This is a genomic window from Solidesulfovibrio carbinolicus, from assembly GCF_004135975.1.
Lineage (GTDB): Bacteria > Desulfobacterota > Desulfovibrionia > Desulfovibrionales > Desulfovibrionaceae > Solidesulfovibrio > Solidesulfovibrio carbinolicus.
This window is the reverse complement of the sequence record NZ_CP026538.1, coordinates 3,493,185-3,514,384: the sequence shown is the minus strand read 5'-3', so window position 1 is coordinate 3,514,384 and position 21,200 is coordinate 3,493,185. Positions and strand designations below refer to the sequence as shown.

Annotated in this window: 15 protein-coding genes; 6 read left to right on the top strand and 9 right to left on the bottom strand. The window is 67.9% G+C overall.

The annotated features are described in order from the left end of the window. Positions 1-254: 254 nt before the first annotated feature. The gene (locus tag C3Y92_RS15720) at positions 255-1,757 is read left to right on the top strand and encodes an ATP-binding protein (RefSeq protein ID WP_235669513.1); all 1,503 of its coding nucleotides are present in this window, start codon (positions 255-257) and stop codon (positions 1,755-1,757) included. A gap of 64 nt (positions 1,758-1,821) precedes the next feature. Here C3Y92_RS15720 and ptsP read toward each other — a convergent pair whose 3' ends face one another. From ptsP to C3Y92_RS15680, 7 genes are all read right to left on the bottom strand, one after another. Then, positions 1,822-4,320 (bottom strand): phosphoenolpyruvate--protein phosphotransferase, encoded by a 2,499-nt coding sequence (ptsP, locus tag C3Y92_RS15715; RefSeq protein WP_129354100.1) that lies wholly within the window; start codon positions 4,318-4,320, stop codon positions 1,822-1,824. Between the two features lie 87 nt (positions 4,321-4,407). Then, the gene (gene dhaL / locus C3Y92_RS15710) at positions 4,408-5,034 is read right to left on the bottom strand and encodes a dihydroxyacetone kinase subunit DhaL (protein ID WP_129354098.1); all 627 of its coding nucleotides are present in this window, start codon (positions 5,032-5,034) and stop codon (positions 4,408-4,410) included. 239 nt (positions 5,035-5,273) lie between these two features. After that, positions 5,274-6,332: a dihydroxyacetone kinase subunit DhaK gene (gene dhaK, locus C3Y92_RS15705; RefSeq protein WP_129354096.1), complete on the bottom strand. Its 1,059-nt coding sequence runs from the start codon at positions 6,330-6,332 to the stop codon at positions 5,274-5,276. 711 nt (positions 6,333-7,043) lie between these two features. Next, positions 7,044-7,958, bottom strand: coding sequence for an SAM-dependent methyltransferase (locus C3Y92_RS15695; RefSeq protein ID WP_129354092.1), 915 nt, complete (start codon positions 7,956-7,958; stop codon positions 7,044-7,046). Between the two features lie 59 nt (positions 7,959-8,017). Beyond that, positions 8,018-9,577 carry a SpoIIE family protein phosphatase gene (locus tag C3Y92_RS15690; RefSeq protein WP_129354090.1) on the bottom strand — a complete coding sequence of 520 codons (1,560 nt, stop codon included), beginning with the start codon at positions 9,575-9,577 and terminating at the stop codon, positions 8,018-8,020. A gap of 8 nt (positions 9,578-9,585) precedes the next feature. Further along, positions 9,586-9,912, bottom strand: a complete 327-nt coding sequence (locus C3Y92_RS15685) for an STAS domain-containing protein (protein ID WP_129354088.1) — start codon at positions 9,910-9,912, stop codon at positions 9,586-9,588. 118 nt (positions 9,913-10,030) lie between these two features. Next, positions 10,031-11,497, bottom strand: a complete 1,467-nt coding sequence (locus C3Y92_RS15680; protein WP_129354086.1) for an aminotransferase-like domain-containing protein — start codon at positions 11,495-11,497, stop codon at positions 10,031-10,033. A gap of 228 nt (positions 11,498-11,725) precedes the next feature. Here C3Y92_RS15680 and C3Y92_RS15675 point away from each other — a divergent pair, with 228 nt between their 5' ends. Further along, positions 11,726-12,070 (top strand): DUF2917 domain-containing protein, encoded by a 345-nt coding sequence (locus tag C3Y92_RS15675; RefSeq protein ID WP_235669512.1) that lies wholly within the window; start codon positions 11,726-11,728, stop codon positions 12,068-12,070. Positions 12,071-12,286: 216 nt separating this feature from the next. Continuing rightward, positions 12,287-13,624: an ATP-dependent 6-phosphofructokinase gene (locus C3Y92_RS15670; RefSeq protein ID WP_129354084.1), complete on the top strand. Its 1,338-nt coding sequence runs from the start codon at positions 12,287-12,289 to the stop codon at positions 13,622-13,624. 34 nt (positions 13,625-13,658) lie between these two features. Here C3Y92_RS15670 and C3Y92_RS15665 read toward each other — a convergent pair whose 3' ends face one another. Next, complete coding sequence (locus tag C3Y92_RS15665) at positions 13,659-14,864, bottom strand: hybrid sensor histidine kinase/response regulator (protein WP_129354082.1); 1,206 nt, start codon at positions 14,862-14,864, stop codon at positions 13,659-13,661. A gap of 24 nt (positions 14,865-14,888) precedes the next feature. Then, positions 14,889-15,971 (bottom strand): HD domain-containing phosphohydrolase, encoded by a 1,083-nt coding sequence (locus C3Y92_RS15660; RefSeq protein ID WP_129354080.1) that lies wholly within the window; start codon positions 15,969-15,971, stop codon positions 14,889-14,891. Between the two features lie 173 nt (positions 15,972-16,144). Here C3Y92_RS15660 and C3Y92_RS15655 point away from each other — a divergent pair, with 173 nt between their 5' ends. The 3 genes from C3Y92_RS15655 to C3Y92_RS15645 all read left to right on the top strand — a co-directional run bounded on the left by C3Y92_RS15655 (position 16,145) and on the right by C3Y92_RS15645 (position 21,172). Continuing rightward, a complete protein-coding gene (locus tag C3Y92_RS15655; protein WP_129354078.1) occupies positions 16,145-16,372 on the top strand; it encodes a CCDC90 family protein in 228 nt (75 codons plus the stop codon). A 254-nt stretch (positions 16,373-16,626) separates the two neighbouring features. After that, the gene (locus C3Y92_RS15650) at positions 16,627-19,287 is read left to right on the top strand and encodes an HAD-IC family P-type ATPase (protein ID WP_129354076.1); all 2,661 of its coding nucleotides are present in this window, start codon (positions 16,627-16,629) and stop codon (positions 19,285-19,287) included. A gap of 28 nt (positions 19,288-19,315) precedes the next feature. Next, on the top strand, positions 19,316-21,172 hold the full coding sequence (locus tag C3Y92_RS15645) for an autotransporter assembly complex protein TamA (RefSeq protein WP_235669511.1): 1,857 nt from the start codon (positions 19,316-19,318) through the stop codon (positions 21,170-21,172). The last annotated feature ends 28 nt before the right edge of the window (positions 21,173-21,200 follow it).

The following is a 21,200-nucleotide window of genomic DNA, read 5'->3' as shown; positions in this document are numbered from 1 at the left end:
GACAACCACGTAAAGCTTTGGCTTGCCTTGCGTCGCCTTGTCGGCATACAGTTTCCGTCTTGCAGCATTTTTCATGAACGGTGCTGTTACGCCACAACAATAAAGGACGACCCATGTCGGGCCGTGAAGCCATTTTCGATACGACCAGCCGTGCCGGTAAAAGCCTGGACGCATCTTGTTGCTCACGGCCAGCTGGCGGGCAACCGGACGCGGCCGCTCCCGTCAAAGCAGCGGCGTCGGACGGCGTCGCTGCTTTGCGCCGTCGCCTTTCGCTGCTGGAGCGCCACGACAGCACGGCCTTCCTGATCTTTGACCGCGAAGGGCGCATCCGCGAAGCCAACCCCCGGGCCCAGCGCGCCTTGGGACTGGAACCGGCTCCTGCGGTCGCGGCCCAACTGTGGGACATCGTCGCGCCCGGACAGCCGGGACAATCCCTTGTTCCCGAGTGCCCGGACGACGACTGCGGCCTGGTCGTGCCCTGGCGGCTGCGCCATGCCGACGGCGACTGGATCGTCGCCGACGTGCGCCTGGGCCGTCTGGCCGGCGGCGAGGCCGGGCTTACCCTGGCCGTGTTCGAGGACCAGACCGAGGCCCGGGACCTCATCGCCGCCCTGGTGGCGGCCAAGGAGGCGGCCGAGGCGGCAAGCCAGGCCCGGGACGCGTTTTTGGCCAACATGAGCCACGAGATCCGCACGCCCTTAAACGGGCTGCTGGGGATGCTCCAGTTGCTGGAAGGCACGCGGCTGGACGAGGAGCAGGGCGAATTCGTGACCACGGCCCTGGAAGCCGGCCGGGGGCTTTTGGGCGTGATGAACGCCATTCTCGATTATTCCAACGCCGAGGGCGGAGCGCTGTCCTTTTGCCGGGAATCCTATTCGCCGCTGACGGTGCTGCGCGAAGTCGTGGACTCGTTTGCGGCCCAGGCCCGGGCGGCGGGGCTGGCGCTGACCTTTTCCGGCGACGCCGCCCTGGCGCAGCCGGTCTGCGGCGACGCCGCCCGGCTGCGCCAACTGGCCGCCAACCTCGTCTCCAACGCCGTGAAGTTCACGCCCAAGGGCTCGGTCACCGTGCGGGCCGAGCGCCTGGACGACCCGGAAGCCGGGCCGACGCTGCGGCTCACCGTGGCCGACACCGGCATCGGCATCCCGCCCCACGCCCTGGAACGCGTGTTCGAACCCTTCACTCAGATCGACGACACCCTGACCCGGCGCTATCAAGGCACGGGGCTGGGGCTGGCCATGGTGCGGCGGTTGGCGGCGCTCATGGGCGGCACGGTGCGCCTGGACAGCGTTCCCGGCGTCGGCACCACGGCCGTGGTCGAGGCCCCGCTGGCGCTTCCCGTAAAGGCCGTCGAAACGCCGGAACCGGCGGCCTGCCGGCCGCTTCGGGTGTTGGTGGTGGACGACGAGCCGGTATGCGGGCTGACGGCCAAGTGGCTGTTGGAACATCTTGGCCATGAGGCGCAATGCGTGTCCTGCGGTGTTGAGGCCCTGGACAGGCTCGCCGAGACGCGCTTTGACGTGGTGCTTATGGACGTGTGCATGGCCCGCATGGACGGCCTGGACGCGGCCCGGCGCATCCGCGCCCTGGGCGGCCCGGCCGGGGCCGTGCCCATCGTGGCCCTGACCGCCCGGGTGTTGCCCGCCGACCGCCGGGCCATTGCCGCCGCCGGCATGGACTATTTTTTGGCCAAACCCGTGGACGCCAGCGAATTGGCCCGGGTGCTGGCCGCCGTGGCCGCCGCCGCTCCGGCCTAGTGTCGCGTCCGCGAAAAGCCCCCAGGACATTTCGCGGACAACAGACGAACACCTTTATTTATCTTCAAAAGCCCAAAAGCGCCCGCACTTCCCCGGCCGTGTCGCAGGCCAGGGCCTTTTGGGCCAGGGCGCGGCAGGCGGCCAGATCCGCGCCGCGCACCGCCTCCTTGACCTCGGGCACAAGCCCGGCGCTCATGCTCAGTTCGACCAGCCCCAATCCCAATAGCAGCGGCGTGGCCTTGGCCTCGCCGGCCAGCTCGCCGCACATGCCGACCTCGATGCCGGCGGCCGCGCCGGCCTCACATGTGCGGGCAATAAGGCGCAGCACGGCCGGATGCAGGCTGTCGCACAGATGGGCCACGGCCGGATTGCCCCGGTCGGCGGCCATGACGTACTGGGTCAGGTCGTTGGTGCCGATGCTTACAAAATCGCACAGCCCGGCCAGTTTGTCGGCCATGGCCGCGGCCGCCGGCACCTCGATCATGATGCCGGTCTTGACCTTGGCCGGCGTTTCGACGCCCTCGGCCACGAGTTCCCGCCGGGCGGCCTCCTGGGCGGCCAGCACGGCTCGCAGTTCGGCCACATCGCTGATCATGGGGTACATGATCCAGATGTCGCGTCCGCTCGCCGCTCGCCAAAGCGCCCGCAACTGGGTGCGCAAAAGCGCCGGCCGGGCCAGGCACAACCGCGCCCCGCGCTGGCCCAGAAACGGGTTGTCCTCGCGCGGCGTGTCCAGATAGGGCACCGGCTTGTCGCCGCCGATATCCAGGGTGCGGATGATGACCGGCCGGCCCGCCATGGCCTCGGCCGCCGCGACGTAGGCGGCGTACTGTTCGTCCTCGCTGGGCGCGTCCTGGCGCTCCAAGAAGAGAAATTCCGTGCGGAAAAGCCCCACGCCGTCGGCCCCGCTGGTGAGCGCCCTGGCCGCGTCGGCCGGGCCGCCGATGTTGGCCATGACCGGCACGACCGTGCCGTCGCAAGTGGCGGCCGGGGCTGCGCTCTTGGACCGGGCCGCTTCCCTGGCCGCCGTCCAGGCCCGGCGCTGTGCTTCGGCCGCCCGGCAGGCGGCTTCGTCCGGGTCGGTCAGCACCGTGCCGGCCTGGCCGTCAAGGACGAGCATTTGCCCTTGGGCGACCGTCCGCAACCCTTCACCCAGGCCCACCACGGCCGGGATGCCCAGGGACCGGGCCAGGATGGCGGCATGGGCGGTGGCCCCGCCGGTTTCAGCGGCGATGCCGAGAACCAGGGCCGGATCGAGGCCGGCCGCCTCGGACGGCGACAGCTCGCCCACCACGAGGATGGACGGCCGGGCCAGACGAATGGGCGCGGCCGTTTCGCCGGTCAGCAGACGCAGCACCCGCGTCCCGCTGTCGAGGACGTCGGCGGCCCGGGCCTGCATGTAGCCGTCGGACAGTTTGCGGTAGGCGGCGGCGGTTTCCTCCATCACGGCGTTCCAGGCATAGGCGGCCTCGACCTTTTCGGCCTCGATGCGCCCGATCGCTGCCCGGCGCAGGTCGTCGTCGCCAAGGAGCAGGGCGTGGACCTCGAAAATGCCGGCCGCCGCCTTGTCCGAGGCGCGTACGGCCCGGTGCGAAAGCGCTTCCAGTTCGGCCCGGGCCTGGGCCAGGGCCACGTCCAGGCGGGCGACTTCCCGGGCCGGGGCGTCGGTTTCCCGGCGCGTGATCTCGGGCAGGCTGGGCCGGTGGACGTGGGCCGGCCCCACGGCCTGGCCGGCGCTGGCCGGCGCGCCGGTTAGAACGCCGTCGCCGGCCGGCTGGATGGCGACGGCCGGCGCGGCCGGGGCCTCGGCGACGTCCTCGTCGCGCTCGCCGAAATGGTCGGCGTGCAGGGCGGCGATGGCGGCCAGCGCTTCCTCGCGGTCCGGGCCGGCGGCGGCGATAACGATGTCGTCGCCGCGTTTGATGCCCAGAAGCGCCACCTGGTTGATGCTCTTGGCCGAGGCGGCGGCCTCGCCCCTTCGCACGACGATGTCGGCGGCAAAACGTCCGGCCGTGGCCACCAGGGCGGCGGCCGGGCGGGCGTGGAGGCCGTTTTTGTTGGCGATATGCAGGGAAAGCGTCTGTTCCGGGCCGGCGGCCGGGGCGGGCGCGGCGGCTGGGGAGGGGGCCTCGGGAGCCTCGCCGGTCAGCGGCGCGAGCTGAGCGATCTTGACGCCCAGAGCGGCGCGCGCCTCGGCGCTGGCCTGGGCCAGGGACGCGCCGACGGAGGCCTGGACGGCGGCGGCCACGGTTCCTTCGACCACCGGGGCCGAACACAGGAGCACCTTGGCCCGCACTGCCTCGTCCAGGAAATCCAGGGCGGTTTCGGCGCTTAAAAGCGCGCTGCCGAGGTCCATGAGGACCAGCACCCCGTCATCGGCCTGGGCGTCCACGGCTTCAATGGCGGCCAGCACCTGCATGGGATCGGTGCCGATGGGGTTGTCCGGGTCGTCGATGCCGCCCACGGCCTGCATGGGCACGGCGCCCCGGGTCATCTGGGCAGCCAGTTCGAGGACGCCCTGGGCCAGCTTCTCGCTATGGGAAACCACCACAATCCCGATCATCTTTTTCTCCTTGGCCCCCTTCACCCATTTGGGGGGTCCGGGGGCCTCAGGCCCCCGGCCGCCGGAGGCCTCTTCCTCTTCCTCTTCCTATCCCAACACTTCCTGCAACGTCTGCAACATATACAGCGACGAAGTCGCGCCGGGGTCGGGGTGGCCGATGGAGCGTTCGCCGAGGTAGCTGGCCCGGCCTTTGCGGGCCTGGAGCGGGATGGTGGCGGCCAGGGCGGCCTCGGCCACGGGCAGGGCGGCGGCCACGACCTCGGCCAGGGGCGCTGTGTCGTCGGCGGCCTTGACGGCGGCCAGCACCGGTCCCCAGAGATCGTACATGGTCTTGTCGCCAAGCTCGGGCCGGCCGCGCTGGACGATGCCGCCCACGGCGGCTTCGAGGAAGGCCTTGAAATCGGCGGTGGTCATTTCGGCCTTGCCGTCCAGGGCCATGGCCCCTTTCATCCAGAAGGTGCCGTAGAGCGGGCCGCTGGCTCCGCCCACGCTGGACATGAGGGTCATGCCCACGGTCTTGAGGATGGTGGGCAGGTCCTTGTCGGCCACGGTGGGGAGCTTTTCCATGACCTTGGCGAATCCCCGGTTCATGTTGATGCCGTGGTCGGCGTCGCCGATGGCGGCGTCGAGGTCGGTCAGGTATTCCTTTTTATCGAGAAAAACGGCGTTTTGCTTGTCGATCCAGGCCAGCAGTTGGGCTTTGGTCATGGGCATGGCGGGGCTCCTGGGGCGGATTGGCCGGCAGGCCGGCGGACTTCAAAAAAGCGCGGGCGTGAAGAGGATGCTTCACGCCCGCGCCGGGTCATGCGTTTGTCCCGCAAAAGCGCGAGCGCCTCATACGGGCAGCGCTCGTGTCGCGTCCACGAAAAGCGCATAGGGCATTTCGTCGGCAATACATTGCAACAACAAGTTGTTCTTAAAAAATACGAGCGTGTTTTTTAAGGGATGCTCCACTAGCGGACAAAACCCGGGGTTTTGGCCGGCGCGTCCCAGAATTTGAGGATCTCGTCGTCGGCCCTAAGCAGGGTGATGGAAAAGCCCTGCATCTCCAGCGACGTGATGTAGGGGCCGACCAGGTTGCGCACGATGGTCAGGCCCTTGGCCTTGCAGACTTCGTCGAGCTTTCTGTAGACGGCGTAGAGTTCCGAGACCGGGGTGCCGCCCATGCTGTTGACGAAGGCGATGACCTGATCGCCCTTGGCAAAGGGGGCGTCGGTGAGGGTCTTTTCCGCCCAGCCCTGGCCGTCCCATTCGCGCACGACGCGGGTGTAGGCCGGGTCGTCGATGATCTGGGCGGCGGCGTAGGCGGTCATTTCGTCCACGGATTTGATGGGCATGCGGTGGGTGCCGGGTTCGCCGTGGATGCCGATGCCCATTTCGACTTCGTCCTCGCCCAGGACGAAGGTGGGTTTGCCGGCGGCGGGCACGGTGCAGGAGGTGAGCGCCACGCCAAAGGAGCGGCCGTACTGGTTGACCTTGCGGCACAGGTCGGCGCAATTGTCCAAGTCGTAGCCGGCCTCGGCGGCGGCGCCGACGATCTTTTCGGCCAGCACGGTGGTCCCGACGCCGCGTCGGCCGGCGGTCCACAGGCTGTCTTTGACCGCCACGTCGTCGTCGATGAGGATGTTTTGGACCTTGATGCCCTCGGCGGCCACGAGTTCGGCGGCGGCCTCGAAATTCATCACGTCGCCGGTGTAGTTCTTGACGATAAACAGCACGCCCGCGCCGCCGTCCACGGCTTTGGCGCATTCGTACATCTGGTCCGGCGTGGGCGAGGTGAACACGGCTCCCGGGCAGGCGCCGTCAAGCATCCCCTTGCCGACGAAGCCGCCGTGCATGGGTTCGTGGCCGGAGCCGCCGCCGGAGACCAGGGCGACCTTGCCTTTTACAGGGGCGTCGGACCGAACGACGTAGCAGGGATCGAATTTCACGGTCAATTCGGGATGGGCCAGGGCCATGCCTTGGAGCTGTTCCTGGACGACGTCTTCCACGTTGTTGATCAACTTCTTCACAGCAACGATTCCTCCGGTTCAGGGTATCCCAGCAGTGCGGACAGATTACTCCAGCGCAAAACCATTGTCGATGGCAAAGTTCTGTATTGCGGGGACTTGTCCGAACATTTGATCGTTTTATGTTCAAATGTTCGTCAGGCGGCGGGTGTTGCAGGGGAAGGCGGCCGGCGCGAGGCGTTGTTACGGAGAGGCGTGCTGCCGACCGGATGGCCCGTGCCCATGAAGTCTCGGGCATCCAGGGCGTTCGCAGCTGGCCCGCCGGCCGGAAGCGTCGGCGTTGAAGGCGATTGTGCTTGGGCGAGATCGCTCCGCCAGGCCGAAATCGTGCAGCAGCCTTTGGCAGCCGGCCCCTGTGCGTACTTGACGAACGCGAATCTCAAGAATATTTTCTTACGGTCCCTGGTTGGCATCTCTGTGGGCAATTGCAGCCTGAAGGATCTCTGCCGACCGGGGACTTTCTTTTTCTTCCTGTAGAGCAATCTCCCCACACGATGCAGGTTCGGAACCCATGACGATTGCGTAGGCTTGGCGCGGGCGCTGGCTGCGGCGTTGATTTCCGCGCGTGGTTTCCGGGCACGGGGATGCGCCGCATCATGGGCCTCCCCGCCGGCCAAAGAGCAAGCCCCGTCGAACCCCCTTTAAACCTTTCTCCAAGTGGGGGGTCTGGGGGCCTCAGGCCCCCAGCCGCCGGAGGCATCTTCTCTTTTTTTTTCAGTTGGTTGCTTCATCACCCAACCGCACGAAGGTCAGTTCGTGCTTGTTGGCGCTTAAGTGCAGCAGCCGGCTGCCGGGCACGTCGCGGAAGCGGTCGATGAGGGCGGGGTCGGTTTCGCCTTGGAGTTTGACCGTCAGCACGAAGCGGCGGCACTGGCCCAGGGTCAGCCAGCGCGACAGCCAGTCGTAGAGCCGGTCGGGGTAGCAGATGACGTCGGAGAAAAGCCAATCCACGGCTCCGGCGTGGCGCGGGTCCAGGCCAAAGGCGCTGCCCGGGCACCAGGACACCAGCGGATCGCGGGCCACGTTGTCGGCCAGGGGGGCCTTGTCGATGCAAAAGACCCGCGCCCCAAGGGAAGCCAGCACAAAGGACCAGCCGCCGGGGCTGCCGCCCATGTCCAGGCAGAGTTCCCCGGGCCGGGGGGCCGTGCCCAGGCGCGTGAAGAGTTCCCACAGCTTGAGATAGGCCCGGCTGGGCGGGCCGGTCTTGTCTTCCTCGAAGCGGTAGACGCCGTCCGGCACGGGTTCGCTGGTGGCCGGCGAGGCGAGCAGCAGGTTTTCGTCCCACAGGGTGAAGGCCCCTAAGGGGGCGGTGGGCAGCGGCCGGCCAAAGGCCAGGGGCTTGGCCGACACCCGGGGGAGCTTTTGGGCAATCAGCGCCGCCCGGCGAAAGAGTCCGGTGGGGACCAGGCTCCAGTTGCGCTGGACGGCGGCCAGCTTGCGGGCCGCGTCGCCCACGGAGTCCATGGGAATAAAGGCCGGGTCGGTCCAGACGTTGGCGGCAAAGGCGCAGGGGCGCGGCGGGCCGTCGGCGACGACCAGGGGATCGCGCACGGCGGTGACGGCGTCGCCCAGTTCGCGGACCAGTTCGGGCAAAAGCCCCGGCGGGGCGTGGTAGACGGCAAAGGGCATGGGTGGGTTTACGGGGTTGGAGTTGCAAGAAAGGCGTCGCGAGGACGGGAAGCGGGTCTCTACGCCTTTGGCCGGATGAATTCCACCCCAAGCAGGCTCAGGTCGTCGCGGGGCGGGGCGGCCTGGCGGAAGTCGTCGGCGGCCCGGCGCAGGGCGGTCACGAGGACGTCCACGGACTCCCGGGCGTTGGCGGCGGCGATGGCGGCGATGCGTTCCTCGCCGAAGGATTCGCCCTGGGCGTCGCGGCTGTCGGCCAGGCCGTCGCTTATGGCCAGGAGCTTGTCGCCCGGGGCCAGGAGCAGCTCGCCGGGAGGGATGGGGGGCAAGCCGGCCAGGCCGATGATGGGGCCGCGTTCGGGCAGCTCGGCCATGGGACCGCCTGCCGGGATATGCCATGGCGCGGGATGGCCGGCGTTGCCGTAGCGGCCTCGCCCGGTGCGCAGGTCGATGGTCATGTAAAAGATGGTGAAAAACTTCTGGAACTTGGTGAAGGGGAATTCATCGTTGAGCCGGGAGAGCACGGTCTCGGGGGGCACCACGTCGATGGCCCCGCCGGAGCGGTCGATCAGGGTCGAGCGCTGGTAGTGCATGAAGTTGTAGACCGAATGGGCGACCAGGGACGAGGCCACGCCGTGGCCCGAGACGTCGAGCATGTAGAGGCCCACATGGTGGGGGCCCAGGGGGAAGACGTTGAAGATGTCGCCGCCGATGTTGTGGCAGGGCACGAACTCCCAGGCAAAGCGCAGGGCGTCGGACATGGTGAAGCGCCGGGGCAGCAGGCTTTGCTGGATCTCGGCGGCGGCGTCGAGGTCTTTTTGGTGGCGGTTGTGCTTTTTGACCAGATCCTCTTTTTGCTTCTCGAAAAGCGTCATGTCCTGGATGTTGAGGATCAGGTCGCCGGAGGGCATGGTGGAAAAATGGATCTGGCAGGCCCGGCGCTGGCCGTTTTTGTCGGCAAAGGGGTAGAGCCGCCGCCAGACATGGCCCGGGGCCGGGCGCTGGTGGAAAATGTCGGCCAGATCGTCCCTGGCGGCCAGGTCCGGGAAGACGATGTCCAGCCAGCGGTCGGCGGTGGTGTAGGTGTCGGCCGGCAGACCGAAGATGCGCTCCATGCCGGGGGAGACGAACGTGAAGCGCCCGTCCGGGCCGGCCACGGCGATGCCGTCGTGGGAATATTCCAGGATGGCGGCGATGTATTCCTTTTCCGCCTTGATTTCGCGTTCGCGGGCCTTGCGGGCGTCGATGGCGGCCTTAAGGCGCAGGGCCGAGTCCACCCGGGCCAGCAGTTCGGGCTTTCGGGGCGGCTTTTGGATGTAGTCCATGGCCCCGGCGGCAAAGGCTTCGGACAGGCTGGCGTCATCATCGGACACCGTGACCATGATGACCGGCACGTCGGCCGTGGCCGGATCGGCCTTGATGCGGCGGGTGGCTTCCAGGCCGTCCATGACTGGCATGATGAGGTCCATGAGCACGAGGTCCACGGGCGGCCGGGCCGGATCGGCCAGGGCGGCCAGACAGTCGCCGGCCGTGTCGAAGGCGGACAGTTCGCCCCGGTCGGCCAGCAGGCCTTGGAGGTAGGCCCGGAAGGTCTCGGAATCATCGACGACGGCGATGCGCATGACAGGCGTCAGACCCCGGCCGGGTCGGTTGGCGGGGCGTCGAAATACTCGGTCAGGCGCAGCATGGCCAGGAGCTTTTTGATCGGCGGCGTGGGATTGGCCAGGGACAGGGTCTTGCCGTGGTCCTGGCACAGCCGGCGCAGGCCGATAAGAAACCCCACTCCGGAACTGTCCATGAAGGCCACGCCCGAGAGATCCACCACCACGGCCGGGGCGGCCGCGGCCAGGGCCAGATGCTCCACCTCGGCGCGGCATTCGGTCACCGCGTCCATGATGATCTCGCCGGAAACGCGCACCACAAGGGCCGCATCCGTCTCCTCACATGTCACCTGCATGGCAAGGCTCCTCCGGGCCGCGCGGGCCGCAGACTTCTACGGGAAAGCTAGCAGCCTTGGCGGAAAAAACCAACGTCTTCGGGGCGACAATCCCGCCTGCCCGAGCGTCCGGCGCGAATCAGAAGGCCGGCTCGGGCCTGTCCCCGGCCTCGGCCAGCTCCCGGGCCAGCCGTCCCACGTCGGCCAGGGCCTGCTCAATGCGCGGCGTCCAGGCGTTGCCGTAGCTTAAGCGCAGGAAATGCTTGAACTGGTCGCAGCTCGAAAAGAGGTTGCCCGGGGCCAGGCCGATGCCGAGTTCCCGGGCGGCATAGAACAGCGCGATGGAATTGACGGCGTCGGGCATCTGCACCCAGACCACCGTGCCCCCCGTTGGACGGGTCACCCGCGTGCCGTCGGGGAAATGGCGCAGCACCCGTTCTTCGATCATCCGGGCCTGGCGCTCCAGCACCCCCCGGGTTTTGCGCAGGTGGCGCTCGAACCCGCCCTGGGCCAGATACAGCGCGGCCGCGACCTGGGTCGGCGTGGCGCAGCAGACGTTGGTGGTGGCCTTGATCTCGAAGGCCTTGGCGGCGTGCCTGCCGGGCAGCAGATAGCCCAGACGGTAGCCCGGAGCCAGGGTCTTGGAAAACGACGAACAGTGCAGGACGTTTCCCGCGGCGTCGTAGGACCGCAGGCAGCGGGGCCGGCGCTCGCCGAAGTGCAGGTCGCCGTAGACGTCGTCCTCGATGACCGGCACGCCGCGCTCGGCCAGAAGCGCGGCCATCTCGGCCTTGGCCTCGTCAGGGATCATGGAGCCGTCGGGGTTGTTGAAATTGGGGGTGAGGATGACCGCCTTGATGTCGTAGCGGTCCAAGGCCGAGCGCAGGTCGGCCGGGCGCACCCCGCCCTCGGGATAGGACGGCAGCTCCACGGCCCGCAGGCCGAAGTTCTCCAGCAGTTGCAGAAAACAGTAATAGGTCGGGGCCGGGATGGCCACGTTGTCGCCCGGCCGGGTCACCGAGCGCAGGGCCAGGTACAGCGCCTCCATGGCCCCGGAAGTGATCATCACGTCGTCCGGGCCGGCCTCGATGTCGGCCTCGGCCAGCCGCCAGGCGATCTGGCGGCGCAACTCCAGATTGCCCTGCACGCCTTCGTAGCCCGTCACCCGCTCGTCGCCGGCCGCCACCTTGGACAGCAGCCGGGCGATCTGTTTGGCCGGCAAGAGCGACGGATCGGTCAGGGCCACGCCAAGCGGCACGATGTCGCGCCGGCCCATGCCGTCGAGGACCTCGCGGATAAGCGCCCCGCGCGCCACCGTGGCCGGTCCGCGCGGCGGGGCCTCGCCCCGGCTGGGGGCCGGCCGTTTGATGGGCGTGCGGCGCACGAAAAACCCGGACTTGGGCCGCGCTTCGATGATCCCCTGCTTTTCCAGCTCCAGATAGGCCTGGTTGACCGTGGACACGCTGACCCCAAGCCGGCCGCCCAGGCCCCGCAGGCTCGGCACCCGGTCGCCAACGCGCAGCTCCCCGGACTCCAGAAGCCGTAAAATATGTTTCTCCACGGCCATATAGCGGAATATGCCGGAATCGGTTTCAGGCAAGGTCATGGCGGCCTCCGGGCGTGGGTGCGGTGCATATCTGTTATGGATTTATTTTATGGAAACTGTGTCTGTGATGGTAACAGACAATATGGTCCAAGGGAAGCGCGCCCGGGGTCGTCTCCGGGACTGACGACAACGCCCGGCCCGCGAGACGGGCCGGGATTCACGAGCCAACCAACGCTTCAGGCGTGAAGGGAGCGACGGACGTCGCGGACACGCCCCAAGGAGGCCGCCATGTTTGTGGATCGCTTACGGGAAGACCGGCTGCTGGCGACGACGCGCACGGGCATCATCGACGAATGGCTGTCGCGCTGGCGCGACAGCCGGGTGCTGCGGGCCATGGCCGAGGCCGGGGCCAGGATCTTCACCCCGGGCCGCAGCCTGTCGGTGCGCCTGGGCCAGGGCAAGCATCTGGCGCTCACCGGCGTGCGCTACTGCCGGGTGACCTGCGCCAAGGGCGTGGTCTGGGTGACGGCGGCCGGCGACGGGCGCGATCTGGTGCTGACGCCGGGGCAGAGTGTGACCCTTGGCAGCTCGGGCAAGGTGGTGGTCACCGGCCGGGGGAGGGTTCGGAAGTGAAGGTGCGCTGGGATTAGGCCGGCGGCCATGGGTCGCTTGCGGCCTTCGCGGCTGGTCCCGGCGCGAGGGCCGGGCGGCGTTGGCCGGAGAGCAGGGCTGCCGCGCGGCACGAAATGGCGACGGACGAAAGGCCGGCGCGGCGATTTCGTCCTCCCGTCGCCGGATCGTGTTGCCGGCTGGGGGGCAAGCTGGTAGTTTGGCGGCAAGGAGTGCGCCATGCCAGATCGTTGCCCCATTGCCCCGGCCGATACCGCCATCGCCTCGCTCGGGCCGGCCAAGATCCCGTCCCCCTTGCCCTATTGCCGTTTCGTGGACGACAATCTGCGGGTCACCATGGAACTCGACGCGGCCGATTTCGGCGGCGTGCCCGGCCCGTGCCGGGCCGAGTTTGAAGTGGCCGGGCCGCGCGGCAACATCTACTACGACTCCTCCAAGGTCAAAGTCGCCATCGTCACCTGCGGCGGCCTGTGCCCGGGCTTAAACGACGTCATCCGGGCCATCGTCATGGAGTGCTGCCACAACTACCACGTGGCCGGCGTGCTCGGCATCCGCTTCGGGCTGCAAGGCTTCATCGAATCCTATGGCTACGAGCCGGTGGCCCTGACGCCAAACGCCGTGTCCGACATCCACCAGTTCGGCGGCACGGTGCTGGGGTCCAGCCGGGGGCCGCAACAGCCCGAGGCCATCGTGGACGCCCTGGAACGGCTCAACGTCGGCATGCTGTTCGTCATCGGCGGCGACGGGTCCATGAAGGCGGCCCGGCGCATCCAGGAGGAAATCGCCCGGCGGCGCTCGAAAATCAGCGTCATCGGCGTGCCCAAGACCATCGACAACGACGTCAACCTCGTCACCAAGTCCTTTGGCTTCGACACGGCCGTGGAAAAGGCCACCGAGGCCATCCGCTGCGCCCATACCGAAGCCATCGCCGCCTTAAACGGCATCGGCGTGGTCAAGGTCATGGGCCGGGAATCCGGGTTCATCGCCGCCCAGGCCACGTTGGCCCTCAAGGAAGTCAACTACGTGCTGGTGCCGGAGTGCGATTTCGACCTGACCGGGCCGCGCGGGCTTTTGCCGTCCCTGGAAGAACGCCTTCGCGCCCGGCGTCACGCCGTCATCGTGGTGGCCGAAGGGGCCGGGCAGAAGCTTTTGCCCGACACCGGCGCGCGCGACGCTTCGGGCAATCCGGTCCTGGGCGACATCGCCCAGTATCTGTGCGGCGAGATCGAGGGCTATTTCCGCGGCCGCGACATGCCCATCACGCTCAAATTCATCGACCCCAGCTACATCATCCGGTCCGTGCCGGCCAACGCCAACGACCGGGTGTACTGCGGGTTTCTGGGGCAAAACGCCGTGCATGCGGCCATGGCCGGCAAGACGGGCATGGTGGTGGCGCGGCTTTTCGACCGCTACGTCCACCTGCCCCTGGACCTCGTGACGCTTCGGCGCAAAAAACTCAACATCGCCTCGGACTACTGGCGCTCGGTGCTCGAATCCACCGGCCAGCATGCCGTCACTCCCTACACTGGCGACCCGTCGGTGTTCTGCCCGGTGTAACAGGGAAGAGTGCCTTGGGCGTTAGAGTCCGTATTTACACGGCCGGGCAGACCATCACCGGCGCGCCGGCCGGCGTCTCCCCCACCACCGCCAGATCGCCGCGCGGCAGGGTCAGGGTCACCACCGCCAGATCGCCGCGCGGCAGGGTCAGGGTCACCACCGTGCAGTCCGCCTCGTCGCTCGTCTCCATGCGCGCGCTCCCGCCATGGGTCTCGGCGATAAGCCGCGCCGAATACGCGCCAAGCCCGGTGCCGCCGGGCTTGCCTTCGGTGGCGTATTTCGTGAAAAATCGATCCCGCAGACGCGCCGGAGCCGCGCCCCGGTTGACCACCCGCAACACGGTCGGTTCGCCGGGGGCGACGTCCACCGTCACCCGCCCGCCGGGCGGCGAGGCCTCCAAGGCGTTTTTCAGGCAGTTGGCCAGCATGGAATAGAGCAGCAGCCGCTCGCCGCACAGGTAGGCCGTGTCCTCGGGCCGGGCCTCCCGGCCGTCCACGGTCAGCGCGCACCTCAACTTTCGCGGCCCGGCCAAGGCCGCGAACTCCACAAAAAGCCGCCGGACCAGGGCCAACAGTTCCACCGGCTCGGGCGAAAGCCGGTAGGCCCCACGCTCGATCTTGAAGAGATCCAGCGACAGGTTGATCATGGAGAGCATCTTGTAGCCGTTTTCTTCAATCAGCCGCAAAAACATGGCCTGGGATTCGTTAAGCCCCCCCTCGTCGAGGATGATCTGGGGCAGGCCGATGATGCCGGTCAGCGGAGCCTTGAGGTCGTGGCGCATGATGCCGTCCACGTCTTCGCGCAGCCGGGCCGCCTCCTTGAGAGCCTCATTTTGCCGGGCCAGGGCCTCCCGGGCGGCGCGCAGCTCCAGATGGTTTTTCACCCGGGCCCGGACCACGGCCGGGCTCACCGGCTTGACGACATAGTCCACGGCCCCCAGCGACAGGCCATGGGCCTCGTCTTCCGGAGCATGGTTGGCGGTGACGAAAATAACGGGGATGTCGGCGGTTTTCGGGTCGGCCTTGAGCCGGCGGCAGACCTCGTAGCCGTCGAGGTCGGGCATGACCACGTCGAGCAGGATGATGTCGGGCCGCCCGCGCCCGGCCAGGGCCAGGGCCTCGGCCCCGCCCGTGGCCACGCGGATGGCGTAATCTTCCCGCAGGCAATCGGCCAGCAAGCGGATGTTGGCCGGCACGTCGTCGACGATGAGGACTGAAGGCTTGTTGGCTTGCGCGCTCATGGATACGGGGGGCGTTGACTTGGCCTAGGAATCGTCGAATTCCCGCTGAATTCCCTCTACCCTATCGAAATCATCAACAAAAACGTCCAAAATGCGCGGATCGAAATGGCTGCCCCGGCCGGCCCGCATGATCTCCAGCGATTTCTCGTTGGAAAAGGCTTCCTTGTAGGGCCGACGGCTGGTCAGGGCGTCGAACACGTCGGCCACGGCGCAGATGCGGCCGTAAAGCGGGATGTCCTCGCCGGCAAGGCCCTTGGGATAGCCCGAACCGTCCCATTTTTCATGATGGGACATGGCGATGATCTCGCCCACCCGCAGCAGCTCGAAATTCGATTCGCCCAGGATGCGCGCGCCGTAGATGGTGTGGCGCTTCATGATCTCCCACTCGTCGGGGGTGAGCTTGGCGGGCTTGAGCAGGATGCTGTCCGGGATGCCGATCTTGCCGATGTCGTGCATGGGGCTGGCCTGGAGCACGAGGTCGACCTCGGCGTCGGGCAGCCCGAGCCGGGCGGCCAGCAGAGCGCAGTAGCGGCTCATGCGCTGGATGTGGTCGGCCGTCTCCTCGTCCTTGAATTCCGCCGCCGAGGCCAGGCGGTGGATGGTTTCGAGGTGGGCGGCCAGAATGGTGCGCTGGGACTCTTGGACGTTGTCCAGGGCCATCTTCAACGCCGAGGTGCGCACGGCCACCATCTCTTCCAGTTCGGCCTGGTAGCGTTTCACCTCGTCCTGGGACTCCTTCATTTTCAGCAACGACCCCATGCGCACCCGCAATTCGGTAAGGTCGATGGGCTTGGAAATGAAGTCGTTGGCCCCGGCTTCCACGGCCTTGAGCCGGTCCTGCTTGCTGGTCAGGGCCGTGACCATGATGATGGGCACGTCGGAAACCCCGGGCATCTCGCGGATGCGCCGGGCCACGGTGAACCCGTCGGTCTCGGGCATCATGACGTCGAGCAGCACCAGATCGATGCTCGCATCGAGCAGGGGCTGGGCCTCGGCAAAAGACTCGGTCAAAATCGGCTCATGGCCGAGGTTGCGCAGTAACCCCCCGATGACCCGGAGATTGATGCGTTCGTCGTCTATGGCCAAAATGCGCTTGGGCGTGTCCACGATCACCAGCCTTTCACCAATGTGCGACAACAGAATATCAGCACACCTTGTAGGCCATGGGTTCGGCCAGGGTCAAGACGGCAATGGCGTCAATGACGGCAATGGCGACGAGGCAGCCGCCAAGGGAGCCAAGAGGGATTGACAGGTTCCTCCTCCGTGCGCATGGTGAGCCTATGACCAGTACTACTTTCGATACCCTGGCTTTCGCCAAAAAGCTCAAGGCCGCCGGCTTTACCGAGGAGCAGGCGGAAACCTTGGCCCATGCCCAAGCCGAATTGATCGACGAGCGGCTGGCGACCAAGGCCGACCTGGAGCGCCTGGAGCTGCGCCTGACCATTCGCATGGGCAGCATGATTGCCTTGGGTGTGGCCTTTTTGGCCGCCATCAAGATTTTTTCCTAAAATTCCCCTATTCCCTTCAGCAAGAAGGCCCCTGTTTTTTGGCAGGGGCCTTCTTCTTTTGGGCTCGAAAGGGAGGCGTTGAGTGGTGTTGGCCAGCCTTAAAGGTAACAACTAGGGCAGAGATAAAGGTGACAGGGTACAAAGCTGCCCAGCCGACATTTCCCGTTCCCGCCTCGGGCTTGTAGCGGACCGCGAATCCTGGCATAGAGGCACTATCGTCCCCCTTTTCGGGACAGCCCCCCAAGGATGCACCCATGCCTGAATCCCCGCCGACCCGCTCCTGGCACGCCTTGCCGGTCAATGACGCCCTGGACGCCCTGGCTTCGGGCCACACCGGGCTTGCCGCCGACGAAGCCGCCAGCCGCCTGGCCCGTTACGGCAGAAACGCGCTGACCGCCAAGGGCGAAATGAGCGCGCTTAAGCGCTTCGCCCTCCAGTTCCACCAACCGCTGATCTATATCCTGCTGGCCGCCGGCGCCGTCACGGCCATGCTCGGCGAGCCTGTGGACGCCTCGGTCATCCTGGGCGTGGTCCTGGTCAACGCCGTCATCGGCTATTTCCAGGAAGCCAAGGCCGTGGCCGCCCTGTCCGCCCTGGCCCGGTCCATGGTCACCGAGGCCGCCGTGCTTCGCGACGGCGGCTGGCGGGTCATGGCCGCCGAAAACCTCGTGCCCGGCGACGTGGTGCGCCTGCGCTCGGGCGACAAGGTCCCGGCCGATTTGCGTCTGCTCACGGTCCAGAGCCTGCGCATCGACGAATCGGCGCTCACCGGCGAATCCGTGCCCGTGGACAAGTCCGCCGACCCCCTGCCCGAGGACACGCTTTTAGCCGACCGGGCCAACCTGGCCTTTGCCGCCTCGGTCGTCACCTACGGCCAGGGCACGGGCGTGGTCACAGCCACCGGCGACGCCGCCGCCATCGGCCGCATCGCGGCGCTCACCGCCGCCGCCGACGAACTGGCCACGCCGCTGACCCGCGCCATCGCCAAATTCTCCCACATCGTCCTCTACGGCATCCTGGCCCTGGCCGGCCTGACCTTTGCCGTGGGCGTGGCCCGGGGCCAAAGCCCGACGGAGATGTTCATGGCCGCGGTGGCCCTGGCCGTGGGGGCCATCCCCGAGGGCCTGCCCGCCGCCGTCACCGTCATCCTGGCCATCGGCGTCTCGCGCATGGCCGCCCGCCGCGCCGTGGTGCGCCGGCTGCCGGCCGTGGAGACCCTGGGGTCCACCACCGTCGTTTGTACCGACAAGACCGGCACCCTGACCCAAAACCGCATGACCGTGGTGGAAATCGTCCTGCCGACAGGCCGCTGGACCCTTGAAGGCCAGACCTTCGCCGGCCCGCCGGACGGCGGCGACGCCCTGGCCGAGGCCCTGGCCGCCGCCGCCCTGTGCAACGACGCGACCCTGGCCGAAGACGGCGAGACCTTCACCGGCGACCCCACCGAGGCCGCCTTGCTCCTGGCCGCCCGCCGGGCCGGGCTGTCCCTGGACGCCCTGGCCGTCGCCCGGCCGCGCCTTTATGACGAACCCTTCGAGTCCGAACGCATGTTCATGACCACGCTGCACCACGAGGGCGAGGGCGTGCCGCCGACGCTGTATTTCAAAGGCTCGGCCGAGACCGCCCTGCCGCGTTGCCGCGACGCCGCCGGCGGCGTCCTCGACCCCGAGGCCGTGCGCCGCGACATCGAGGCCATGGGCAGTCGCGGGCTGCGGGTGCTGGCCCTGGCCCGGCGCGCGCTGCCGCCCGGCACGGCCGTCATCGAACCGGGCTGCCGCGACGAGGGGCTGACCTTCCTGGGCCTGGTCGGCATGATCGACCCGCCGCGCCCCGAGGCCAAAGCCGCCGTGGCCGCCTGCCGCAAGGCCGGGGTCATGGTCAAGATGATCACCGGCGACCATGCCGCCACCGCCGCCGCCATAGGCGGTCAGCTGGGCCTTTCCGGCGACGCCCCCATCCGGGCCATGACCGGCCGCGACATCGAGGCCGCCGCCGACGCCGATCTGCCGGCCCTGGCCGAAGGCACGCATGTCTTCGCCCGGGTCTCGCCCGAACAAAAGCTGCGTCTTGTCAAGGCCTTGCAAAGTCTCGGCCACGTGTGCGCCATGACCGGGGACGGCGTCAACGACGCCCCGGCCCTCAAACAGGCCGACATCGGCGTGGCCATGGGCCTTGGCGGCACGGAAGCGGCCAAGGAGGCCGCCGACATGGTGCTGGCCGACGACAACTTCGCCACCATCGAGGCCGCCGTGGAGGAAGGACGCGGCGTTTTTGACAATCTCTCGAAATTCATCGTCTGGACCCTGCCCACCAACCTGGGCGAGGGGCTGGTCATCCTGGCCGCCGTGCTTTTGGGCGTGGACCTGCCCATTTCCCCGGTGCAGATCCTGTGGATCAACATGACCACGGCCGGCAGCCTCGGCCTCATGCTGGCCTTCGAACCCCGGGAGCCGGGCATCATGGAGCGCGCCCCGCGCGATCCGCGCCGGCCCATCCTTGACGGGCTGCTCATCCGCCGCGTGCTCCTCGTGGGCGCGGCCCTGCTCGTGGCCGCCTTCGGGCTCTACAAGTTGGAGCTGGCCGCCGGGGCCAGCCGGGAAGCGGCCCGCACCGTGGCCGTCAACGTGTTCGTGGCCATGGAGGCGCTGTATCTCTTCAACTGCCGCTCGCTTACCCGCTCGGCCCTGTCCATGCCGCTTTCCGGCAACCGCTGGGTGCTGGCCGGCGTGGCCCTGGCCGTGGTCCTCCAGGCCTTTTTTACCTACGTGCCCTTCATGCAACGCCTTTTTGGCGCAGCGCCCATTGGCGCGGCCAGTTGGCTGCGCATTCTGGCCGCCGCCGCGGTCGGTTTTGTCCTGGTGGAGCTCCAAAAACGCCTGGAAGCCGGGCGGCAGCCGGCCGTCCCGGTTGCTTGAGCCGGGGGGGCGTGTTACGGATCGAACCGTGGCAGCGACTGAGTTTTTCATGATGCGCACGAAGCGTTTTCCAAAGGGCCTGACCGGACTTGTGCTGCTCCTGGCCCTTGTCGCCGGTCTGGCTGTCCCGGCCGGGGCGGCCACCCGCGTGGAACAGGCCAAGGTCCCGCCCGGACTGGCCTATGTCGTGCGCTACGAAGGCAGCCTCGATCCCGCACTCCTCGACCTGCTGCATCAGGTCTCCAAGGCCGAGGCCCTGCGCGACGCGCCGCCGGACTCGGCCCTGCTCCTGGAGCGCCGGGCCGAGGAAGACAAGGCGGCCTTCGCCAAGGTGTTCCAGTCGCGCGGCCGTTTTGCCGCCACCGTGGCCGTCTCCCTGGACAGCGCCGCCAGCCCGGCCGTGCTCACCTTCGCCATCGATCCCGGGCCCCAGTTCGACCTGCGCTCGGTGGTCCTCAAGACCCCCGACGGCGGCGACGCCTCGGCCCTGCCCACGCCCGAACGCCTGGGGCTGGCCCTGCCTTCGCCCTTTGCCGCCAAGGCCATCCTCGACGCCGAGGCGAAAATCACCGAACTCCTGCGCGACGAGGCCCGGCCCGACGCCAAGGTGGACAACCGGCAGGTGACGGCCAACTTCGCCGATCACGCCGTGTCCGTGGTCTGGACCGTCTCCCCCGGCCCCAAGGCGGCCTTTGGCCCGACCAGCTTCGCCGGACTGACCACGGTCAAGGAAAGCTATCTCGCCGGCATGATTCCCTGGAAACAGGGCCAGCCCTACGACGCCAAGGGTGTGGAAGCCTACCGCCGTGCCGTAAACGCCACCGGGCTGTTCGCCGCCGTGCAGGTGGAGACCGCAGCCGTGGACCCGACAACCGGCCAGGCCCCCATCAAGGTGTCCCTGACCGAGCGCAAGCACCGTACCGTCAAAGGCGGCGTGGACTACAAAACCGACGAAGGCCCTGGAGCGAACCTCGGCTGGGAGCACCGCAATCTTTTCGGCGGCGGCGAAAAACTCGCCGTGGCCGGCAGCGCCTCGGGCATCGAGCAGTTCGCCGAGGCTGCCTTTGAAAAACCCGATGCGCTTACGCCCAAGGACCTGTTCAAGGCCAAGGCCCGGGTCGCCAACGAAGACAAGAAGGCCTACAAGGGCCAAAACGCCACGGCCACGGCCTCGCTTCGCCGCCAGTTCACCGACGCGGTCTCGGGCGGTGCGGGCCTGGGCTACCGGGCCTCGCGCATTGAGGAAGACGAGTCCCGCCCCTGGGAGTCCGACGCCCGCTACGGCTTCGTCTTCCTGCCCGTGGAGATCGGCTACGACGGCCGCGACGACGTGCTCGACCCGCAAAAGGGGCTGCTGGCCACCGGCTCCGTGGCCCCCTACTGGGGGACCTTAAGCGGCGCGGACAACTTCCTGCGCCCGGAATTCACCCTGGCCCACTATCTCAAAATCCTCGAAAAGCCCGGCCTCGTCCTGGCCACCCGGGCCGTGGGCGGCGCCAATATCGGCACGGACAGCGAAAACGTCACCCCGGACCTGCGCTGGTACGCCGGCGGCAGCGGCTCCATCCGGGGCTACTCCTACCAGAGCGTGGGGCCCATGCGCGGCAAGACGCCGGTGGGCGGCGCGTCGCTTTTCACCTTCTCCACCGAACTGCGCTGGCGCGTCACCGAACTCGTCGGCATCGTGCCTTTCCTCGACGGCGGCACGGCCTTCGGCAAGGCCCTGCCTCCCTACGACCAACCCATCATGCTCGGCGCGGGCCTGGGCCTTCGGGTCTACACCCCGGTCGGCCCGGTGCGCGTGGACGTGGCCACGCCCCTGGCCCGCCGCCAGGACATCGACGACATCGCCCAGTTCTATTGCAGCATCGGGCAATCATTTTAATTTGAGAAGATGCCTCCGGCGGCCGGGG